The organism is Massilimicrobiota sp. An105 (genome assembly GCF_002161155.1).
Classification (GTDB): domain Bacteria; phylum Bacillota_I; class Bacilli_A; order Erysipelotrichales; family Coprobacillaceae; genus Allocoprobacillus; species Allocoprobacillus merdigallinarum.
On record NZ_NFLY01000052.1, the window covers coordinates 1 to 16,610 of the forward strand.

The following is a 16,610-nucleotide window of genomic DNA, read 5'->3' on the forward strand; positions in this document are numbered from 1 at the left end:
AGCCTCAAAGTTTGCGTACTTGGAAAGAAGTCATCCACGACAATGGATATAATACCATATATTCTTTCATTTGAAAACTAAAAGCTGTTGACTTTTTTACTTTGTCAACAGCCTGAAATCCTTTTTACAAAGGATTTTCTTCTTATCGACACATCAATTTAATAATTTCTTTGTCTGTTTCTTTCATACCTTCTCTTGATAGTTGACCAATATTACGAATCGTATTTTCTACACCTTTTAAAACAAGACCTTCACCGTCTTTAAATTCACAGCCATTTTTATACATATAGTATCCTAATATTCCTGCATCCACACTGGCAGCAATCTTTCCAGCACATGATGGTTTCGCCCCATCACAGATAATACCTGATACAATAGCCAATCCATTAACCATTGTATGACAAAGAGCTTCATAGTCACCACCAAGCAAATAGGCAATTCCACATCCTGCTCCAATTCCAGCGCTGACAGCACCACAATAGGCAGATAGTCTTCCTATCCCAGTTTTTTGATGGATTGTACATAAATTGGATACAATCAATGCACGATAAAGTTCTTCTTGGCTTTTATGATATTCTTTGGCATATACAATGACTGGTAAAGATGCTGTCATTCCCTGATTACCACTTCCCGAATTAATGATGACTGGCATTTCACAGCCACTCATTCTGGCATCACTTCCAGCTGCTGCATAGGCCTTGGCTTTGACTTTGACATCATCACCATATGTCTTTAATAAAATCTGACCAATATGTGCACCCCAGTCATTTTTTAATCCTTCACATGCAATAGCATAATTATAATCAATTTGTCGCTGTAAAATATCTTGCACTTCTTCAATCTTTACATTTTTTGCAAACTCATAAATATCACGAATATTCAATAAGCTGCGATCTGTTAAAGTCTGATCCGTAGAAGCAACGACTCCCATCTTAAAAAGGACTTCCTGATCTTTTTCAATATACACAATATTGGTATGAAAACCAGCAATACGTACTTTTGCACGATGATTTTGACCAATTAATTCAACACAGATGTCTAATGCATATTCACTTTCTATAGGTATAATTTCAATAGGTGTTCGATTCAACCATTGTTGCATTTCCTTTTTTTGCTGATCAGTCACATGCGCAATGACTTCTAATACATTTTCTGTAATTCCTGCCACTACACCAGCTCCAATACTTGAAGGAATTCCTTTTAAACCTCCAGTATTAGGAACAACAACACTTTTAACATTTTTAATAATATTCCCACTAACTTTGACTTTAGCTTTTACAATGTCATCATCTAAAACATCACGACATTTACTTGCACAATAAGCCAAAGCAATAGGTTCTGTACATCCCATAGCAGGAACCAGTTCTTCTTTTAAAATCTGTATATAATGACGATAATTTTTTTCTTCCATATTCTCTTCTCCCCGTTACTTTCTTATTCTAACATTATTTTAGAAGATATGAAATACCATTATCTGACAAATCTCAACATTGTGACTCATCGACATAGCACCAAATGACATAAAACATCAATCCTATTGAAAATATAACATAAACATTATAAAAAAGCATAGCATTCATTAAATATTTTTCCTGTGAAAAACAATCAATAAGTCCATCTTTGCGATAACAAGTACAAAAGAACCTAAAAATGTATAAAACCAGCCATGTCTTCTTTGATAAAGATAAGACCATACACCTATCAAATAAAAGAGAATACCTATACACGCTAAAAGATTCAACCAATCTATCACAACCATTTCATATAATGGATTATATTGTATAAAAAACAATGGCAGCATACTAATCAAAAAAGCGTTCATTAATCTATGTGTCATCTTGATCACCCTATAAGAGTTTATCAAAATAAAAAAATATCTTCTTTAAGAAATGATTAAGAAGATATTAATCTTTTTTAGGTTGTCTAATAAAAAAGCGTAATAATTCTTTACCATGGAAAGGATACAAGGGATATAAATAAGAAACGCCAAAGGTTTTGATACGTGCTAAACTGATCCAAAAAATCAGATTAAATAGAATAAATCCATATATATTCAATAACATAACGGCGATAATCATCATGATTTTGATATATTTATTGGTCAATGATAATTCATAATTAGGGGTTGCAAAACCACCCACGGTTCCAATTGCACAAAACATCAAAATATCTTCTGAAAAAAAGCCAAGCTGAATAGCAAATTCTCCAAGTAAGATAGCTGCAATTAATCCCATCGCATTAGACAATGATTGTGGCGTATGAACAGTCGCAATACGTAAGAGTTCAATAGATAATTCCATAATGAGAATCTGTATAAAAAAGGAATAATCCCATTGTAAAAAGGATGAACTTAAAGCAAAAATAGGAACAAGATATATAGATAAAAAGACTGCAGTCATACGTATGAATCGTATAAATGTCCCAATCAATGGTGTCTGACGATGTTCTTCAACATGTTCTAAGATTTCAAAAAGAGTTGTTGGCAACATCACTATAGAAGAAGATGTATCACATATAATCGCAATATAACCATGTTGAATATGGGTTGCGACAATATCAGGTCTTTCACTATATCTCACTAAAGGAAAAGGGTTATATCCCTGATTCAATAAAACTTCTTCAATAGCACGATCAGTCATGATAAATTCTTGAGTTTGAACTTGAGAAATACGAGTTAAAAGTTGTTGTAAGACTTGTCGATCAACTTTATCTTCCAGATAAGCCACGGCAATATCAATGGGATTTTGCGTTCCCATTGTTGTTAAATGAAAACATAATTCAGGTGAACGAATACGACGACGAATCAACCCTGTATTATTTAAGATAGACTCATTAAAGCCATCCTTAGCTCCACGGACACTTTTTTCTGTTTCTGGTTCTTGAATAGCACGATTTGGAAAATTTTTGGTATCCATTAAATAGGTGATTTCACCATCAAATAAAGCACTATTACCACCAAGGACAGCTCTTTGAATTTTTTGAATCTGATTTGTAGAAACGATTTCAACATCTCCCATGTTGATACAGTTTTCTAAATCTTTTCCTTCTCTATTTTCAATACCTTCTACCAGTCGTGAAATCAAAACATCGTTAGATAAACTGGCTAAAAAATAAAGATGAACCAGTCTTCCTTTAAAATTTAAAATACGATGTTTCAAATCATAAGAATTATTCATGATTTCGGTTTAAAAAGAATAGCCACAAGGAATCCAAAGAGAATGGCTGCACTAATTCCAGCAGCTGTTAAATCAAACATTCCCATTGCAATACCAAAAACACCATACTCTTTGGTAGCTGCCATGGCTCCATGCATTAAAGAATGTCCAAAACTGATAATAGGTATTAATGCTCCTGCATGAAAAATATCAACCAGAAGATCATAAATATGGAAAAGATCTAAAAACGAACCTAAAACAACAAATAAACTGGTAATATGACCCGGTGTCAAACGACTATGATCATAAATAAGCTGAGCTATCAGACAAACAAAACCACTAAACAAAAAAGCCATGATATAATTCATTCTATCGCCTCCAGACTGATGGCATGAGCAATGCATGGAATACTTTCTTTTTGCGCACTCATCATTGGTGATAATAAGGCTCCTGTTGAAACAACTAGCACACGTTTTAATTTTTTGTCTTTAAGTTGTGGGTATAATGAACCCATTGTCACCAAAGCACTACAGGCACAGCCACTGCCACCTTGAAAAACAGGCTGTGAAGATAAATCATATAACATGCATCCACAATCGTTATATCGCACAACATCCATTTTATGACGTTGCAGCATTTCTTTTAAAATCTGATGACCATACATAGATAAATCCCCTGTCACAACCAAATCATAATCATGAAAAGTGCGTTTTAAATCCTGAAAATGATTCACGAGAGTATCAAAAGCCGCTGGTGCCATGGCACGTCCCATATCATTAGCATCATTCTGTGAGTAATCTATGACACGTCCTAATGTGATAGCTTCAACTCTTACAGACTGTGGCTGTTTGGTTAATAAAGTGGACACAGCTCCGGTCGCTGTAAAGGTTGTTGTGTCTTTTTTTTGGACACCATATTCAACAGGATAACGGTATTGTCTTTCAGCGGTTGCATTATGACTTGATACCATTGTCACAATTTTGTCTACATAGCCAGCATCTATCAACAAGCCAGCCATCGCCATGGACAGAGCAAAACCCGAACATGCGCCATATAATCCAACAAAGGGTTGAGGCAGTTCTCTTGCCAGATAGTTGACAGATGTAATCTGATTTAACAAATCACTTCCTAAATATAAATCAATATCTTTATATTTCAGTTTTTCTCTTTTCAAACAAATATCCAAGGCATCCCTCAACATTTTACGTTCAGCTTTTTCAAATGATTTTTCACCATAATGATAATCCTGCAAACTTTTATCAAAACAGCTTCCTAATGGTCCTAAATATTCCAATGGTCCACAGACTGTCCCTGAAGAAGCAATATAAACATTTTCTAAAGTCACCGAATTACCCAAAAAGTGTAATGACATAACGAATCACTCCCAGCAGTGCTGAACTGACAATGCCATATGTAATGACAGTTCCTCCTAGCTTAAACATATTGCTGCCAATCCCCATAATCAATCCTTCACTTTGACTATCTAAAGCACATGATGTCATACTATTAGCAAAACCAGTAATGGGAATAAATGTCCCAGCTCCTGCTTTTTGTGCCAATTTATCATAAATACCTAATCCCGTTAACAAACAGCTTATAAAAACTAATGTAATAATCATCATAGGTGTTGCATCTTCTTGTTTAACATGATAAACATTCATAAAAAACTCTAAAACACCTTGTGCAATAGCACCAATGACACCTCCATACAAAAATGCATAAAACGCATTTTTCATCTTATGTCCAGTTGGTTTCAAAGATTCAGCCAACTGATCATATTCTTTACGATCCATTTTTCATCACCTCTTACATAGTGTTTACATTTTTTGACTTTTCAAACATGATTTTTTTTGTTGTACATATACTCTTCTTGAAAGGAAATAATGAATCATGAAAAAACTTTTAACGCGTATCTTTGAATACTTTTTTGAAGTGATTGAAGTTGATGAAGATGGGCATGAAATCAAAAAACAACAAGAATCTTAATCCTTGTTGTCATTTTTCTAAACGTACCCATATTCTATTTAAAATAGGAATCAGAATATAACCGATAAAAATTTCAATTGGTAAAACTGCACATTCCTTAACAACTCTTATACATAGTGAGATTGTCCAAGGAATCTGATACATCATATCTAACCATAATGGTGTTAAACATAAAGTGACAACCAATTCCGTAAGGACAACACATAAAACCCATGTTGAAAAGGTTTTGGCTTCCTGTGCATTAATTTTACGTTTTAAAAATGCAATCACTATCATAAATATCAATGATAACAACAGACAAATACTTATCAGTGTGATTTTATCTTGTGATTGAAGATGATATACTGTTTCAGAAATACTCACTGAATCAAGCTGTCCAATATAAATGGAAGCCCCAATACCTAAAACCAAAATCAGTCCAATCACAATGCGTAAAACATTTTGTGGGCTGATATTTTTTGAATGTTCATGAATCAATGACGGAATGACACTGACAAGAATTGTTCCTAAGGTAAATCCAAAGAATGGAAATCCTGTAGGCACTAAAATCAAACCAATCACATCGCTACACAAACCAACAATAAAGGCATAACTTGGTGATAAGAAATACCCCGCTAACATCAAGGGAATATATTCAAATCCAATTTTAAGACTTTCAGCTCCAAACAATGGGATCATAATAGCCAATCTTTTACAGATTGCTGTTAAGATAATAAAAATAGCTGCTATCACTAATTTCATGACATTTCCTTTTTCAAAAGGATAAAACTTAAATACATAAAAACCGAGTGCAATAATAATGATTGCAATAATAATTTGTTCCATAACATCATGCTACATATAACAAAATTTTCCTGCTTCATCCTCATTTCTAGTCCACAGGCGTTAATTCCGATCATAAGACCGTACATGCTTTGCTACTGACGTAGACTCCTCCTTCTTTTTTTATTTTTTTCTATCATACACGATTTATTCATTATTGACAATATTTCTTTCTTCTCCTTTTAAGAAGGCAAGTATATTTTCATAAACTTCATCTACGCATCTTTGTCTTGCTTCAATAGAACCCCAGGCAATATGTGGTGTGAAGATAACCTTATTCATATCTTGAATAGAATAAAGCACATCATCTTCTAATAATGGTTCATGTTCAAAGACATCTAAGCCAACTCCTGCTAAATGTCCTTCATTCAAGACTTTCACTAAAGCTTTTTCTTCTATAATGCCACCACGTCCAACATTGATGAGATATGCCGTTGGTTTCATTTTTCTTAAAGCTTCTTCATTAAATAAATAATGTGTCTTTTCATTTAATGGTGCATGAATACTAATAATATCTGATGTCTTTAACAAAGTTTCAAAGTCAACCTGCTGATAATCGCTGGTTGCATTTTGACCACTTGTCGAATAATATTGAACTTTAGCACCCATAGCCTTTGCGATACCTGCGACTTGGCGACCTATATGACCTAATCCGACAATCCCCCAAGTCATAGAAGCAACATCATGGAAAACATCATCAAAATAACTAAAACACTGACTTTGACAATATGCTTTTGATTTAACAAAATGATCGTATGTCACATTTTTTTCTACCAAATGCATCAATAAAGCTAATGTATGTTGAGCAACTGTCTTAGTCGAATAATCTTTTACATTAGCGACCTTAATGCCATGATCACGACAATATTCTAAATCAACATTATTCGTTCCTGTCGCAAATAAACAGATTAATTTCAAATGTTTTAAACCTTCCAGCACTTCCTTTGTCATTTCATTTTTATTTGTAATCACAATATCAGCACCTAAAATACGACCTTTAATTTCTGAAGGTTTTGTATCTTCATACATGGTCACTTGTCCTAAAGAAGCAATTTTTGACAAATCAACATCTTTTCCAACGGAAGCACTTTGTAAAACAACAATATGTGTATCTTCCTGTTTTAATAATGTCATAAAATCTTCTAGTGAAACATCCTGGAAAAGTTTTCCAAGCCAGATAGCTTCATTTAAATCTAAAATATCAGTTGGTAAAGCCACCCCACACATCACAGTATCTACAATTTCAAATTTTAAAATATGCTGAATCATCGCAACACCTAAAGCTTTAGATGTCATTGTTTTATCATCTTCAATTTTTTCTAAAAGATGTTGTTTAAAATGTTTTTCATTTTGTATACATTGATAGATACACTCCTGTAATGACGTATATGTTAAAACATGTTCTCTTATAAAATCATGATAAAGAAGTGGTAAAACAACATCATACAATTCTAATGGCACAGGTTTTCCATACCCTTTTGTAAAATTATACAGTATAGCTGTTCCTAATTCTTCATCTTTCATGCGATCTACTAATTTCATGATTATTTCCTCCCTCAAATAAATAAACTTCTACTCTTTGTCTTTCAGCCTTAGCTTTATCATCATAAAAAATCATACAGATTTTCATCTTCTGTTCATGAATATTATATTTCATCACATTATAGGAAATATAACGGCTACGACTTTCTTTTAAGCCACCCGTAGCACTTCCTGCCCCAATATAATAACAATCATCTTCTTTTTTAAAAAAAGGTAAATGCTTATGGCCATGAAACACATAATGAATATGTCGTTTTTTTAGCCAATCAATTAATAATGGTGCATCAACCAGAACTTTTGAAGTTTCTATAATACGATTGATAAATGTTTTTTCATGCCATTTGGTTTTAATAAACTCTGCTTTATTAATGGGATAAACATGGTGATGCAACATCACTAATAATGTATATTCTTCTAAATGATCAATAGCTGACAATTCATCATCTATTTCATCAAGCTGTCTTTTTCCTACTTTTCCTCTCGCTAAGTTTCCTTCACTTGTTGTATCCATTTTAATAATAACGATTTTTTCCTGTTCTAAAACTTTAACATTTTCACCAAGCAGATAAGCAATCACTTTACTTTTTTGATTTCTAGCAAAATTAAAGCCATGAACAATCACATCATGATTTCCTAAAATAAAAGTCACATTCGCCTTATAACGCTTTTTAAGACTATTCATAAAATCATTGGCTAAATACATATTTTTACGATTAGGAGATTCCATCAAATCACCTGTTATCAAAATATTAACTGCCCATAAAGAAGGTAATCTTGAAATCAGTTCATCCAATGAAGCATAAAGACGCTCCAGCCCCTTTTGACGTTTATCTTTACCGAGATGCAAATCACTCAATTGAATGAAATAGGCATCATCCTGATACTGATTATAAACGTGAAATAAGCAAAGATGATTTTCAATATAGGATGTTAACTGCAAGAAATCTTTTTGATTATGTATCGGCGCAAATACCGTCTGTTTTCCTTTAAAAATTAAACATCCTGGCCACATATCAGCATGATTTAAAGCACAGAAAAAGGCTGGAAAAGGATCAAAGAAAGATAAATTATCACGTTGAAAATGTTCTGAAATAGCATAGAAATAAATATTTTCATACTCTGGAAAAGATGTCATTTGAAAAGAAGATTCATCAAATCCAGGCACATAAACAATGTGAATAGCATCCTGATATGTTTGAGCCATTGTTTCCATTTCACTAGAAAAAGGCTTATGCAAAATATGATCCACATCTTCAGCTTTCATAAAACGTGACAACAATGCATAATCATCCCTTGTGATAGAAGATAAAACATCACACGAAATATGGCGTTGGCAAAGCCATTGAACAAAACTTTGTATATAGTCATATGACATCAATAAATCACGCATATATGCTGATTCATTACGATAAACAATATTAAAAAAGGTATTGATAAAGAAGATTTCATTCACTGTCTTTTCACCTCATAATTTTATTATACTACAAATTGAAATAATTGAATATGAAAAAATATAACGGGAATCCCGTTATATTTTAGAATTTTAAGTTTCTTGGTGTTCTTGGGAATGGTTCAACATCTCTAATGTTTTGCATACCTGTCAAATACATTAAGAAACGGTCGAATCCTAGTCCAAATCCAGCATGTTTACATCCACCAAATCTTCTTAAATCCATATACCATTGAAGTCCTTCTTTAGACATTTGTTTTTCATCCATGATTTTTTCTAGAACTTCATATCTTTCTTCACGCTGACTTCCACCAACTAATTCTCCAATTCCTGGCACCAGCAAATCACATGCTGCAACAGTCTTACCATCATCATTTAAACGCATATAGAAAGCTTTAATTTCTTTTGGATAATCTGTTAAGAACACTGGTCCACCTACAATGTTTTCACAGATATAGCGTTCATGTTCACTATTGAGATCCATACCCCATTCAACTTTATTTTCAAACTTAACATCGGCCTGTTTTAAAATATCAATAGCTTCTGTATATGTCATACGTTTAAATTCACTATTTCTGACATGAGTAATTCTTTGAATACATTCTTTATCAATCATCTGTTCAAAGAATTTCATTTCTTCAGGTGCATTTTCTAAAACATAGTCAATACAGTATTTGACCATATCTTCAATTAAATCCATATCATCTTCTAGATCAGCAAAAGCAATTTCTGGTTCAATCATCCAGAATTCACTGGCATGACGTGATGTATTTGAATTTTCAGCTCTAAAAGCTGGTCCAAATGTATAAACATCTCTAAAAGCCATACAGAATGCTTCGACATGTAATTGTCCTGTTACAGTTAAAAATGCTTCTTTACCAAAGAAATCTTTATCAAATTCAGTATTATCAATGGTTGTTGCTCTAAACATTTCTCCAGCACCTTCACCATCATTACTTGTAATTATTGGTGTATGCACATAAACAAAACCTTGTGACTGGAAAAATTCATGAATAGCCATTGATAAAACACTTCTTAATCTAAAAATAGCGTAAAATGTATTGGCACGTGGACGAAGATGAGGAATTTCTCTCATATATTCAAAAGAATGTCTTTTCTTTTGAAGTGGAAAATCTTCATCACATGCACCTTCTACAACAACCTGTGTTGCTTCAATTTCAAAAGGCTGTTTAGCTTCAGGTGTGAGTTTTAATTTTCCTAAAACACGAATAGCACTTCCCGTACTGATATGTTTGATATCATCATAATTTGATAAAGTTTCCTGTAAATATACAATCTGGCAGTTTCTAAAATATGTTCCATCGTTTAAAGCTATAAAACCAACTTTTCCATTATCACGATTTGTACGTACCCATCCATCTAATTCAACATATTCTAAACCTTCAGTTTCAAAATCTTCCCCAGATAAAACCATTTCATACAATTCTCTGACTGTCATAAATTCAAACATGACTCTCTCTCCTCCTTTTTATAAAAAAAGCCGTTCCTAAAAGGAACGACTATAATATCGCGGTACCATCCTCATTCATATTCATCATGAATATGCCCTCTTACCATAACGCTGTTTAGCGGGATAGTCTACTTACATTTCTCCTATCCGGTTCATTGAGTGTTCCATATTATAACAGTTTCTTTTGCTTACACCATCCAAAAGTCGCTATCAAACTTCACTATAATACGTTCTCAAATCATTACCTGTACATCTATTATTAACATCTTTCTCACAAAATTTCAATACTTTATTCATCATTGACATGCATTTTTAAAATCAATTCCTGAATAGCCACAACAACATCGACTGTCTGTACAACAACATCACTATGAACTGTAAAATGTGTATGCGTAAAATCTACAATTCCTTTAATGCCTAAATCCATTAAACGATCGACTGTTTCCTGAACATTTTCACTAATAGCCAATATCGCAATCTTGCAGCCTTGAGGAAATGTTTTTTCTAAATCATCAATATGATAAAGTTTAACCCCAAAGCGTTCTCCAACTTTATTTTGATCCAAATCATAACCACACACAATTTTTCCAACTGTATATTGCCAACGATTATATTTTAAGATGGCACTTCCTAAGTTACCAACACCAATCAAAATAATCGATTCATCTAACCCTAAACCAAGAACATTATTAAGAATATTGATAATTTCCTTTGTATCATATCCGATACCACGTTTACCTAATGTTTCTTTGTGTGTCAAAAAACTAAAATCACGACGAATGGTTGTATCCAAGATTCCTGTTGCTTCAGATAATTCACTTGATAAAAAGTTGTTTTGCCCTTCATGTTGCATATTACGCAATGCCTTTAAATAAACGGGAAAACGTGACATTGTTGCTTTTGAAATTTTATGCTGTTTTTTTTCCATTAAGATTCACCAAGACTTTCCTCTTCTAAATCATATGACGGTTTGACCATTAAGTCAAGTGATGAAAATTTCTGATGTTCAAACATCACACGTGCTGCCGAAGCAATCATAGCTGCATTATCTGTGCAATAGCGCATTGGTGGAAATAAAACAGGTATCTCACTACGCTTTGTCAGTGCTTGTCTTAATCCCTGATTTGCACTGACTCCCCCAGCCACGATAATCTGTTTAACATGATAATCCTGAGCCGCTTTGATTGTTTTAGAAACCAGAACATCAACAGCAACTTCCTGAAAAGAACATGCTAAATCTTGAGGAATAATCTCTTCACCACGCTGTGATGCATTATGACAAAGATTAATCACTGCTGATTTTAAACCACTAAAAGAAAAATTATAGCTTTCATCATTCATGGGTAATGGCAAAGCATAAGTATGTTTTCCTTCTTTGGCCATACGATCAATAACTGGTCCTCCTGGATAAGGTAAATGTAATACACGTCCAACCTTATCGTAAGCTTCTCCAATCGCATCATCTAAAGTCTGACCAATGACTTCAAATGAAAATTCATGTTTCATATAAACAAGTTCACTATGTCCACCACTGACAACTAGACACAAACATGGATATTGAATGTCTTCGACAAGTTCATTAGCATAAATATGTCCAGCAATATGATGAACACCAATCAATGGTTTATGATAAGCTAATGCCAATGTTTTAGCAGCCTGCATCCCAACATGTAAAGATCCTACCAGTCCAGGCCCTTTGGTAACGGCAATGGCATCTATATCCTGCATATTGATTTGGGCTTCATTTAAGGCTGTCTTTAAGACAGTCGATACACATTCTACGTGCATACGACTGGCAATTTCTGGAACAACTCCACCAAACATACGATGTGTATCAATTTGTGATGCGACAACATTGCATAAGAGTTCACGTTTATCCTTTAAAATCGCCACTGCCATTTCATCGCAACTTGATTCAATTGCTAAAATAAGACTCATGCTTTTCCCTCCATTTCTTTTGTCATTAAATAAGCATCTTCATGATTATCCTGATAATAATCTCGACGTATGGATTGAATATCAAATCCATTTTTTTGATAAAGCGCAATCGCTTTTTGATTAGATTTTCGTACCTCTAAACTCATCATGTTTACACCTGCATCCCTGGCATAAGATAAAGCAAATTCTAAAAGCTTTTGTCCATAACCTTGAGATTGTTCTTCTTTTTTTATCCCAATAGATGCAATTTGTGCCTGCTCATACATCACCCAAAAATCAACATATCCAATGATTTCCATTTCTTTTTTTAAAACAAAAATATGTGCAAATGGATTTTCTAACAATTCGTATTCAAAATCTTCTTTTGACCAAGGTGATGTCATTAAAGTGTGTTCTAACTGCACGAGCGTCTCAATTTCTTCTGACTGTAAAGCTTCTATAAGCATATTTTTTTAGCCTCAACATCTTTAAGATAACGTGGTACTAAAGCATCAACATTTTGCACTATTGATGTCTGCTTGGCTAATTCATGTAAATTTTTAGCCAAATCAACCGTATTAGGTTCATACCCCACAACTTCATTTTGTCCAGCAACTTGAAAATCACTATAATCTTGCATAAATTGTGGAAACTGTTGCATATCTATCATTTGTTCTGGAATAACTGCCTGTCCATTTTCATAGGCACAGACAAAAACTTTTTGACTACGTGCATCAATCACAGATACACATTTTTGTAAACCTGCATAAGCTGCTAAAGAAGAAATAGCTTTGATATGTACTGAAGAAATAACACTTAATGTTTTTGCTATTGTTAAAGCAACTCTTTCTCCTGTATAAGAACCAGGTCCTAATGTAATGACCATTTCATCAATATCCAATAATTCCTTTTGATGTTTTTCTAATAATTTTTGAAGATAGGGAATTGCATTTTCTGATTGGCGTTTAGACCCCATTTCCTGAAGAGATGACAAACATTGATCATCTTCATATAAAGCAACCATTAAATATTGATTTGATGTATCCATTATAAGCTGTAACATATTTTCATCTCCTCCAATAATTGCTGATATTTTTCTCCATAAGGTACAAATGTCATTCGACGTGTCTGATCACTATTTTTTGTCATATGTATTTCTAATCTTTCTTGAGGTAATATATCTTGAATATACATTGGCCATTCAATAACACAAACACCATCATTTTCAAACATTTCTTCAAATCCTAATTCTTCATTTTCACCTTCTAAACGATAAGCATCAAAATGATATAAAGGCCATCTTCCCTGATATTCCTTCACAATCGTAAAAGTTGGTGAATTAATAATCTTTTTAACACCTAGACCTTTTCCAATTCCTTTTGTAAATGTTGTTTTACCAACACCTAAATCTCCTTCTAATGTAATCACAGCATTAGGAAATAAGTGTTTAGCAAGTTCTTCTCCAAAATCAATCATATCTTGTTCATTTTGAAAATCCACGATGATCTCTCCTTTTTTTATAATTTCCACTTTGATAATAATGATACCAATGTTGTGCAAAACCAGGTCTAAAAGGTCCTGCCATATTCATAGCCATCTCAATCAGTTGATCTAGCTGCTGATATAATATCTCATCTAGTTCTTGACCATAATTCATCATCATTTTATGTTGCTGGTATTCTTCTTCATCTAATATTTTATATTTATAATCTGGAAAAACCTTTAAATCTAAATCATAATCAATGTATTTTAAAGCTTCTCCATCATACAATGTTGGTGATGCAATATTACAATAAAAATGCACCCCTGTTTTACGAATCATACAAATGACATTATACCATTTTCGCTTAGGGAAATAACAAATAGCTGGTTCTCTTGTATACCATTTACGTCCATCTGATTCCGTAACAAGCGTTCTATTATTCACCACAATAAAATGATATGGTGTTTCTTCTAAAACAAGTCCTTTATCCCAACAGCGATGAATGCTTCCATCATGTTTATAACAATGAATAAGGATATTTTGACCAACAAATGTCTTATTCATAATCAATAACCTCTTTCTATAACAGAAATATTATACACAAGTTATACTCTTTTTTAAAGCAAATTTACTATTTTCTATATAGTAAAAAATCTCTCAATACTGAGAGATTACATAAACGCTCTTTTTAAACGAGGATATAACAATGGAACAACAATCATACATAATATAAGTGTTGGTGCAGAAAAATGAACAAACAACATGACAATTGTACAGTTAGTTCAATTTGATAAAAAAATTTATATATTACTTGTAATCGCAAATAATATTCCATAGCGATTTTACAATACTGTATCAAGCCAAAAAGGCATGAAATCATGCACTAAAAAATATAAAACAATTTCCAGAAGATTTTTGTTTTCAACTTACAAAAAAGAAAATGAAACTTTTCAATGCCAGATTAACACCTCAAAAATATGAGATGAGTCATTAACCAATACATTCGTAGTGTTAACGTACTTGTTTCCATATATCATTGATCAAAAATGTTTTTCTTTAGATATTCTATTTAGCTTTACTTCTGCAACAGATATACCTACTATCACAATAAAAGCAGACATGACAAAAGACATCATTCCTAAAAATATTTTTAATTATGCTCTTAATTATTTAATATGCCATTTATAATAACAACATATTTATCTTTTTTATTTCCAATAAACATTTTTAATACACACTTCATTCAGGTCTCCTAAATATCGAATATCATTATATACTATGAACGATTCAAGAGTATATTTTTCCCCAATTTTTAATAATGATAAAATAAGATATTCATTACTATTCACCTTAAAATAAAAATAATCCCCTTTCAAAGAACTGTTAATCAATCGTTCTTCTTTATTTTCTTTCATCCTTGGCTTTTTTGATATATTATTAAAAAAATATGGTAACCATTCAATTCTTGATAATATCATATCCCATGTAATACGTTTATGATTTGCTGTTGGTCTATTTCGTCTAATTCTATTCTCGAACATATCTAAATCAATCTCATTATTCAATAAAATTTGAAATCCATTCTTCCCTTTATATTTTGATTTATGCCTTTGTTTATCATAAGCATATTGTAACCCAATTAAATGAGGTAGCTGTGTAGTACTGATCTTTATTTGCAACACTTTATCAACCGTTTCAATACAAAGAATTTTATTATCAAATTGACAGAAGTATAATGCATATTCATGAAAAGAATAGCTTCTCATATCAATTCTATTTCTTGCTTTGTTTAATTTCATATTTTTATTCCTCTTTTAAGCACTGAAAAAGGGATTGTAAAACAATCCCTCTATTCAGAAAGTCTGAGCCAAATTTAGGAAATGGCTAGTTCCAGGGCTGTAGTATTTGTTTTTGCGCCCGCCACAGTCGGGTCCCCATCGACTTTCGAATGATCACATCTTCGTTTAAAACGAAATGTCGCAGATGAAATAACTGTCATCCTCAGCAATTATATTATGGATAATCTTATCCATTCATATACTTATTTTCTTCGAAATTAAATATTCCTTTTAATTCCACATTCATTATAACACATTTTCTAGAAAACTCTAGAGATTAATACAAAATCTTTCTAACAAAATCAAATCAGTAAATTCTGCTTAAAGCCTACTCTAAAACAATGATAAACTCTTTATCGAAGCAACACTAGCTTTTAAAGTCACAATAAAAAATTATCCCTTGACATATCTATTATAAATAACGTTAAGAGGTGTTTCAATCATCAAATTTGAATGAACTTCCTTTATACAACATACTTATAACAAAACGACTTTATTTGTCCATGGCAATCACCAATTCATTTCTAGTCGAAATAAAATCTATTTCTTTCCATTGTTTTTCATAGTCCTTTTCTTGAAACAATATGAGATAAAAAAGACTGTATTAAGCAAGAATGATATAATCAACATGTTTGTTTATTTCATGTGTCTACCATAGTGGAATCATATCACTTCACTATCCACTCCATACAGACTTTTTATGATATATTAAAAAGAGGCTGTAACGAAATAAATATTCGTAAGGCCACCTAAAAAAGAAAACGACAATGATTATCTTTAATGATTATCATTGTCGTTTTTGGTATAATTAGATTATGGAATCTTTAAATTTTATGCAATCTAATTACACTGATAATTATAACGCAATTCAGTTATCTTTGCCACTAGATTTGGGTATAAAAATTAATCCTGACGATGAGGTTGTTTCTTTCTTAAAGGCGCTGGA

General features: G+C 32.5%; 17 protein-coding genes and 1 other annotated feature. All 17 genes read right to left on the bottom strand.

From position 1 onward, the window contains the following. Positions 1 to 142: 142 nt before the first annotated feature. Positions 143 to 1,411: an L-cysteine desulfidase family protein gene (locus B5E48_RS11835; RefSeq protein WP_087305232.1), complete on the bottom strand. Its 1,269-nt coding sequence runs from the start codon at positions 1,409 to 1,411 to the stop codon at positions 143 to 145. Positions 1,412 to 1,579: 168 nt separating this feature from the next. Continuing rightward, a complete protein-coding gene (locus tag B5E48_RS11840) occupies positions 1,580 to 1,837 on the bottom strand; it encodes a hypothetical protein (RefSeq protein WP_087305234.1) in 258 nt (85 codons plus the stop codon). Between the two features lie 67 nt (positions 1,838 to 1,904). Beyond that, on the bottom strand, positions 1,905 to 3,176 hold the full coding sequence (locus tag B5E48_RS11845) for a spore germination protein (protein ID WP_087305236.1): 1,272 nt from the start codon (positions 3,174 to 3,176) through the stop codon (positions 1,905 to 1,907). Further along, positions 3,173 to 3,523, bottom strand: coding sequence for a stage V sporulation protein AE (spoVAE, locus tag B5E48_RS11850; protein ID WP_087305238.1), 351 nt, complete (start codon positions 3,521 to 3,523; stop codon positions 3,173 to 3,175). The genes B5E48_RS11845 and spoVAE overlap by 4 nt, the downstream gene beginning before the upstream one ends. Next, a complete protein-coding gene (gene spoVAD, locus B5E48_RS11855; RefSeq protein ID WP_087305240.1) occupies positions 3,520 to 4,527 on the bottom strand; it encodes a stage V sporulation protein AD in 1,008 nt (335 codons plus the stop codon). The genes spoVAE and spoVAD overlap by 4 nt, the downstream gene beginning before the upstream one ends. After that, a complete protein-coding gene (spoVAC, locus tag B5E48_RS11860) occupies positions 4,505 to 4,948 on the bottom strand; it encodes a stage V sporulation protein AC (protein ID WP_087243180.1) in 444 nt (147 codons plus the stop codon). Before spoVAC ends, spoVAD begins: the two co-directional genes overlap by 23 nt. Before the next feature lie 202 nt (positions 4,949 to 5,150). Next, positions 5,151 to 5,966, bottom strand: coding sequence for a folate family ECF transporter S component (locus tag B5E48_RS11865; protein WP_087305242.1), 816 nt, complete (start codon positions 5,964 to 5,966; stop codon positions 5,151 to 5,153). A 144-nt stretch (positions 5,967 to 6,110) separates the two neighbouring features. Further along, a complete protein-coding gene (locus B5E48_RS11870; protein ID WP_087305245.1) occupies positions 6,111 to 7,505 on the bottom strand; it encodes a D-2-hydroxyacid dehydrogenase in 1,395 nt (464 codons plus the stop codon). Next, positions 7,477 to 8,958 (bottom strand): metallophosphoesterase family protein, encoded by a 1,482-nt coding sequence (locus B5E48_RS11875; RefSeq protein WP_087305247.1) that lies wholly within the window; start codon positions 8,956 to 8,958, stop codon positions 7,477 to 7,479. The genes B5E48_RS11870 and B5E48_RS11875 overlap by 29 nt, the downstream gene beginning before the upstream one ends. A gap of 82 nt (positions 8,959 to 9,040) precedes the next feature. Further along, positions 9,041 to 10,426 (bottom strand): asparagine--tRNA ligase, encoded by a 1,386-nt coding sequence (asnS, locus tag B5E48_RS11880; RefSeq protein WP_087305249.1) that lies wholly within the window; start codon positions 10,424 to 10,426, stop codon positions 9,041 to 9,043. 38 nt (positions 10,427 to 10,464) lie between these two features. Then, positions 10,465 to 10,677, bottom strand: a binding site (T-box leader). 38 nt (positions 10,678 to 10,715) lie between these two features. Then, positions 10,716 to 11,354, bottom strand: coding sequence for a redox-sensing transcriptional repressor Rex (locus B5E48_RS11885; RefSeq protein ID WP_087297153.1), 639 nt, complete (start codon positions 11,352 to 11,354; stop codon positions 10,716 to 10,718). Next, positions 11,354 to 12,364 (bottom strand): tRNA (adenosine(37)-N6)-threonylcarbamoyltransferase complex transferase subunit TsaD, encoded by a 1,011-nt coding sequence (gene tsaD / locus B5E48_RS11890; protein ID WP_087243174.1) that lies wholly within the window; start codon positions 12,362 to 12,364, stop codon positions 11,354 to 11,356. The genes B5E48_RS11885 and tsaD overlap by 1 nt, the downstream gene beginning before the upstream one ends. Further along, positions 12,361 to 12,810 carry a ribosomal protein S18-alanine N-acetyltransferase gene (gene rimI / locus B5E48_RS11895; RefSeq protein WP_087305251.1) on the bottom strand — a complete coding sequence of 150 codons (450 nt, stop codon included), beginning with the start codon at positions 12,808 to 12,810 and terminating at the stop codon, positions 12,361 to 12,363. The genes tsaD and rimI overlap by 4 nt, the downstream gene beginning before the upstream one ends. Beyond that, positions 12,801 to 13,406 carry a tRNA (adenosine(37)-N6)-threonylcarbamoyltransferase complex dimerization subunit type 1 TsaB gene (gene tsaB / locus B5E48_RS11900; RefSeq protein ID WP_087305253.1) on the bottom strand — a complete coding sequence of 202 codons (606 nt, stop codon included), beginning with the start codon at positions 13,404 to 13,406 and terminating at the stop codon, positions 12,801 to 12,803. The genes rimI and tsaB overlap by 10 nt, the downstream gene beginning before the upstream one ends. Further along, entirely contained in the window at positions 13,391 to 13,819 is a 429-nt protein-coding gene (gene tsaE / locus B5E48_RS11905) for a tRNA (adenosine(37)-N6)-threonylcarbamoyltransferase complex ATPase subunit type 1 TsaE (protein WP_206080666.1), read from the bottom strand. The genes tsaB and tsaE overlap by 16 nt, the downstream gene beginning before the upstream one ends. Positions 13,820 to 13,826: 7 nt before the next feature. Beyond that, positions 13,827 to 14,390 (bottom strand): DUF402 domain-containing protein, encoded by a 564-nt coding sequence (locus B5E48_RS11910; protein WP_087243171.1) that lies wholly within the window; start codon positions 14,388 to 14,390, stop codon positions 13,827 to 13,829. Between the two features lie 644 nt (positions 14,391 to 15,034). Next, on the bottom strand, positions 15,035 to 15,625 hold the full coding sequence (locus tag B5E48_RS11915; RefSeq protein WP_087305254.1) for a PBECR4 domain-containing protein: 591 nt from the start codon (positions 15,623 to 15,625) through the stop codon (positions 15,035 to 15,037). Between the last annotated feature and the right edge of the window lie 985 nt (positions 15,626 to 16,610).

Excerpts from the sequence above, each read along its gene's own strand:
- B5E48_RS11835 (WP_087305232.1), bottom strand. The coding sequence starts at position 1,411 with ATGGAAGAAAAAAATTATCGTCATTATATACAGATTTTAAAAGAAGAA.
- B5E48_RS11840 (WP_087305234.1), bottom strand. The coding sequence starts at position 1,837 with ATGACACATAGATTAATGAACGCTTTTTTGATTAGTATGCTGCCATTG.
- B5E48_RS11845 (WP_087305236.1), bottom strand. The coding sequence starts at position 3,176 with ATGAATAATTCTTATGATTTGAAACATCGTATTTTAAATTTTAAAGGA.
- spoVAE (WP_087305238.1), bottom strand. The coding sequence starts at position 3,523 with ATGAATTATATCATGGCTTTTTTGTTTAGTGGTTTTGTTTGTCTGATA.
- spoVAD (WP_087305240.1), bottom strand. The coding sequence starts at position 4,527 with ATGTCATTACACTTTTTGGGTAATTCGGTGACTTTAGAAAATGTTTAT.
- spoVAC (WP_087243180.1), bottom strand. The coding sequence starts at position 4,948 with ATGGATCGTAAAGAATATGATCAGTTGGCTGAATCTTTGAAACCAACT.
- B5E48_RS11865 (WP_087305242.1), bottom strand. The coding sequence starts at position 5,966 with ATGGAACAAATTATTATTGCAATCATTATTATTGCACTCGGTTTTTAT.
- B5E48_RS11870 (WP_087305245.1), bottom strand. The coding sequence starts at position 7,505 with ATGAAATTAGTAGATCGCATGAAAGATGAAGAATTAGGAACAGCTATA.
- asnS (WP_087305249.1), bottom strand. The coding sequence starts at position 10,426 with ATGTTTGAATTTATGACAGTCAGAGAATTGTATGAAATGGTTTTATCT.
- B5E48_RS11885 (WP_087297153.1), bottom strand. The coding sequence starts at position 11,354 with ATGGAAAAAAAACAGCATAAAATTTCAAAAGCAACAATGTCACGTTTT.
- tsaD (WP_087243174.1), bottom strand. The coding sequence starts at position 12,364 with ATGAGTCTTATTTTAGCAATTGAATCAAGTTGCGATGAAATGGCAGTG.
- rimI (WP_087305251.1), bottom strand. The coding sequence starts at position 12,810 with ATGCTTATAGAAGCTTTACAGTCAGAAGAAATTGAGACGCTCGTGCAG.
- tsaB (WP_087305253.1), bottom strand. The coding sequence starts at position 13,406 with ATGTTACAGCTTATAATGGATACATCAAATCAATATTTAATGGTTGCT.
- tsaE (WP_206080666.1), bottom strand. The coding sequence starts at position 13,819 with ATGATTGATTTTGGAGAAGAACTTGCTAAACACTTATTTCCTAATGCT.
- B5E48_RS11910 (WP_087243171.1), bottom strand. The coding sequence starts at position 14,390 with ATGAATAAGACATTTGTTGGTCAAAATATCCTTATTCATTGTTATAAA.
- B5E48_RS11915 (WP_087305254.1), bottom strand. The coding sequence starts at position 15,625 with ATGAAATTAAACAAAGCAAGAAATAGAATTGATATGAGAAGCTATTCT.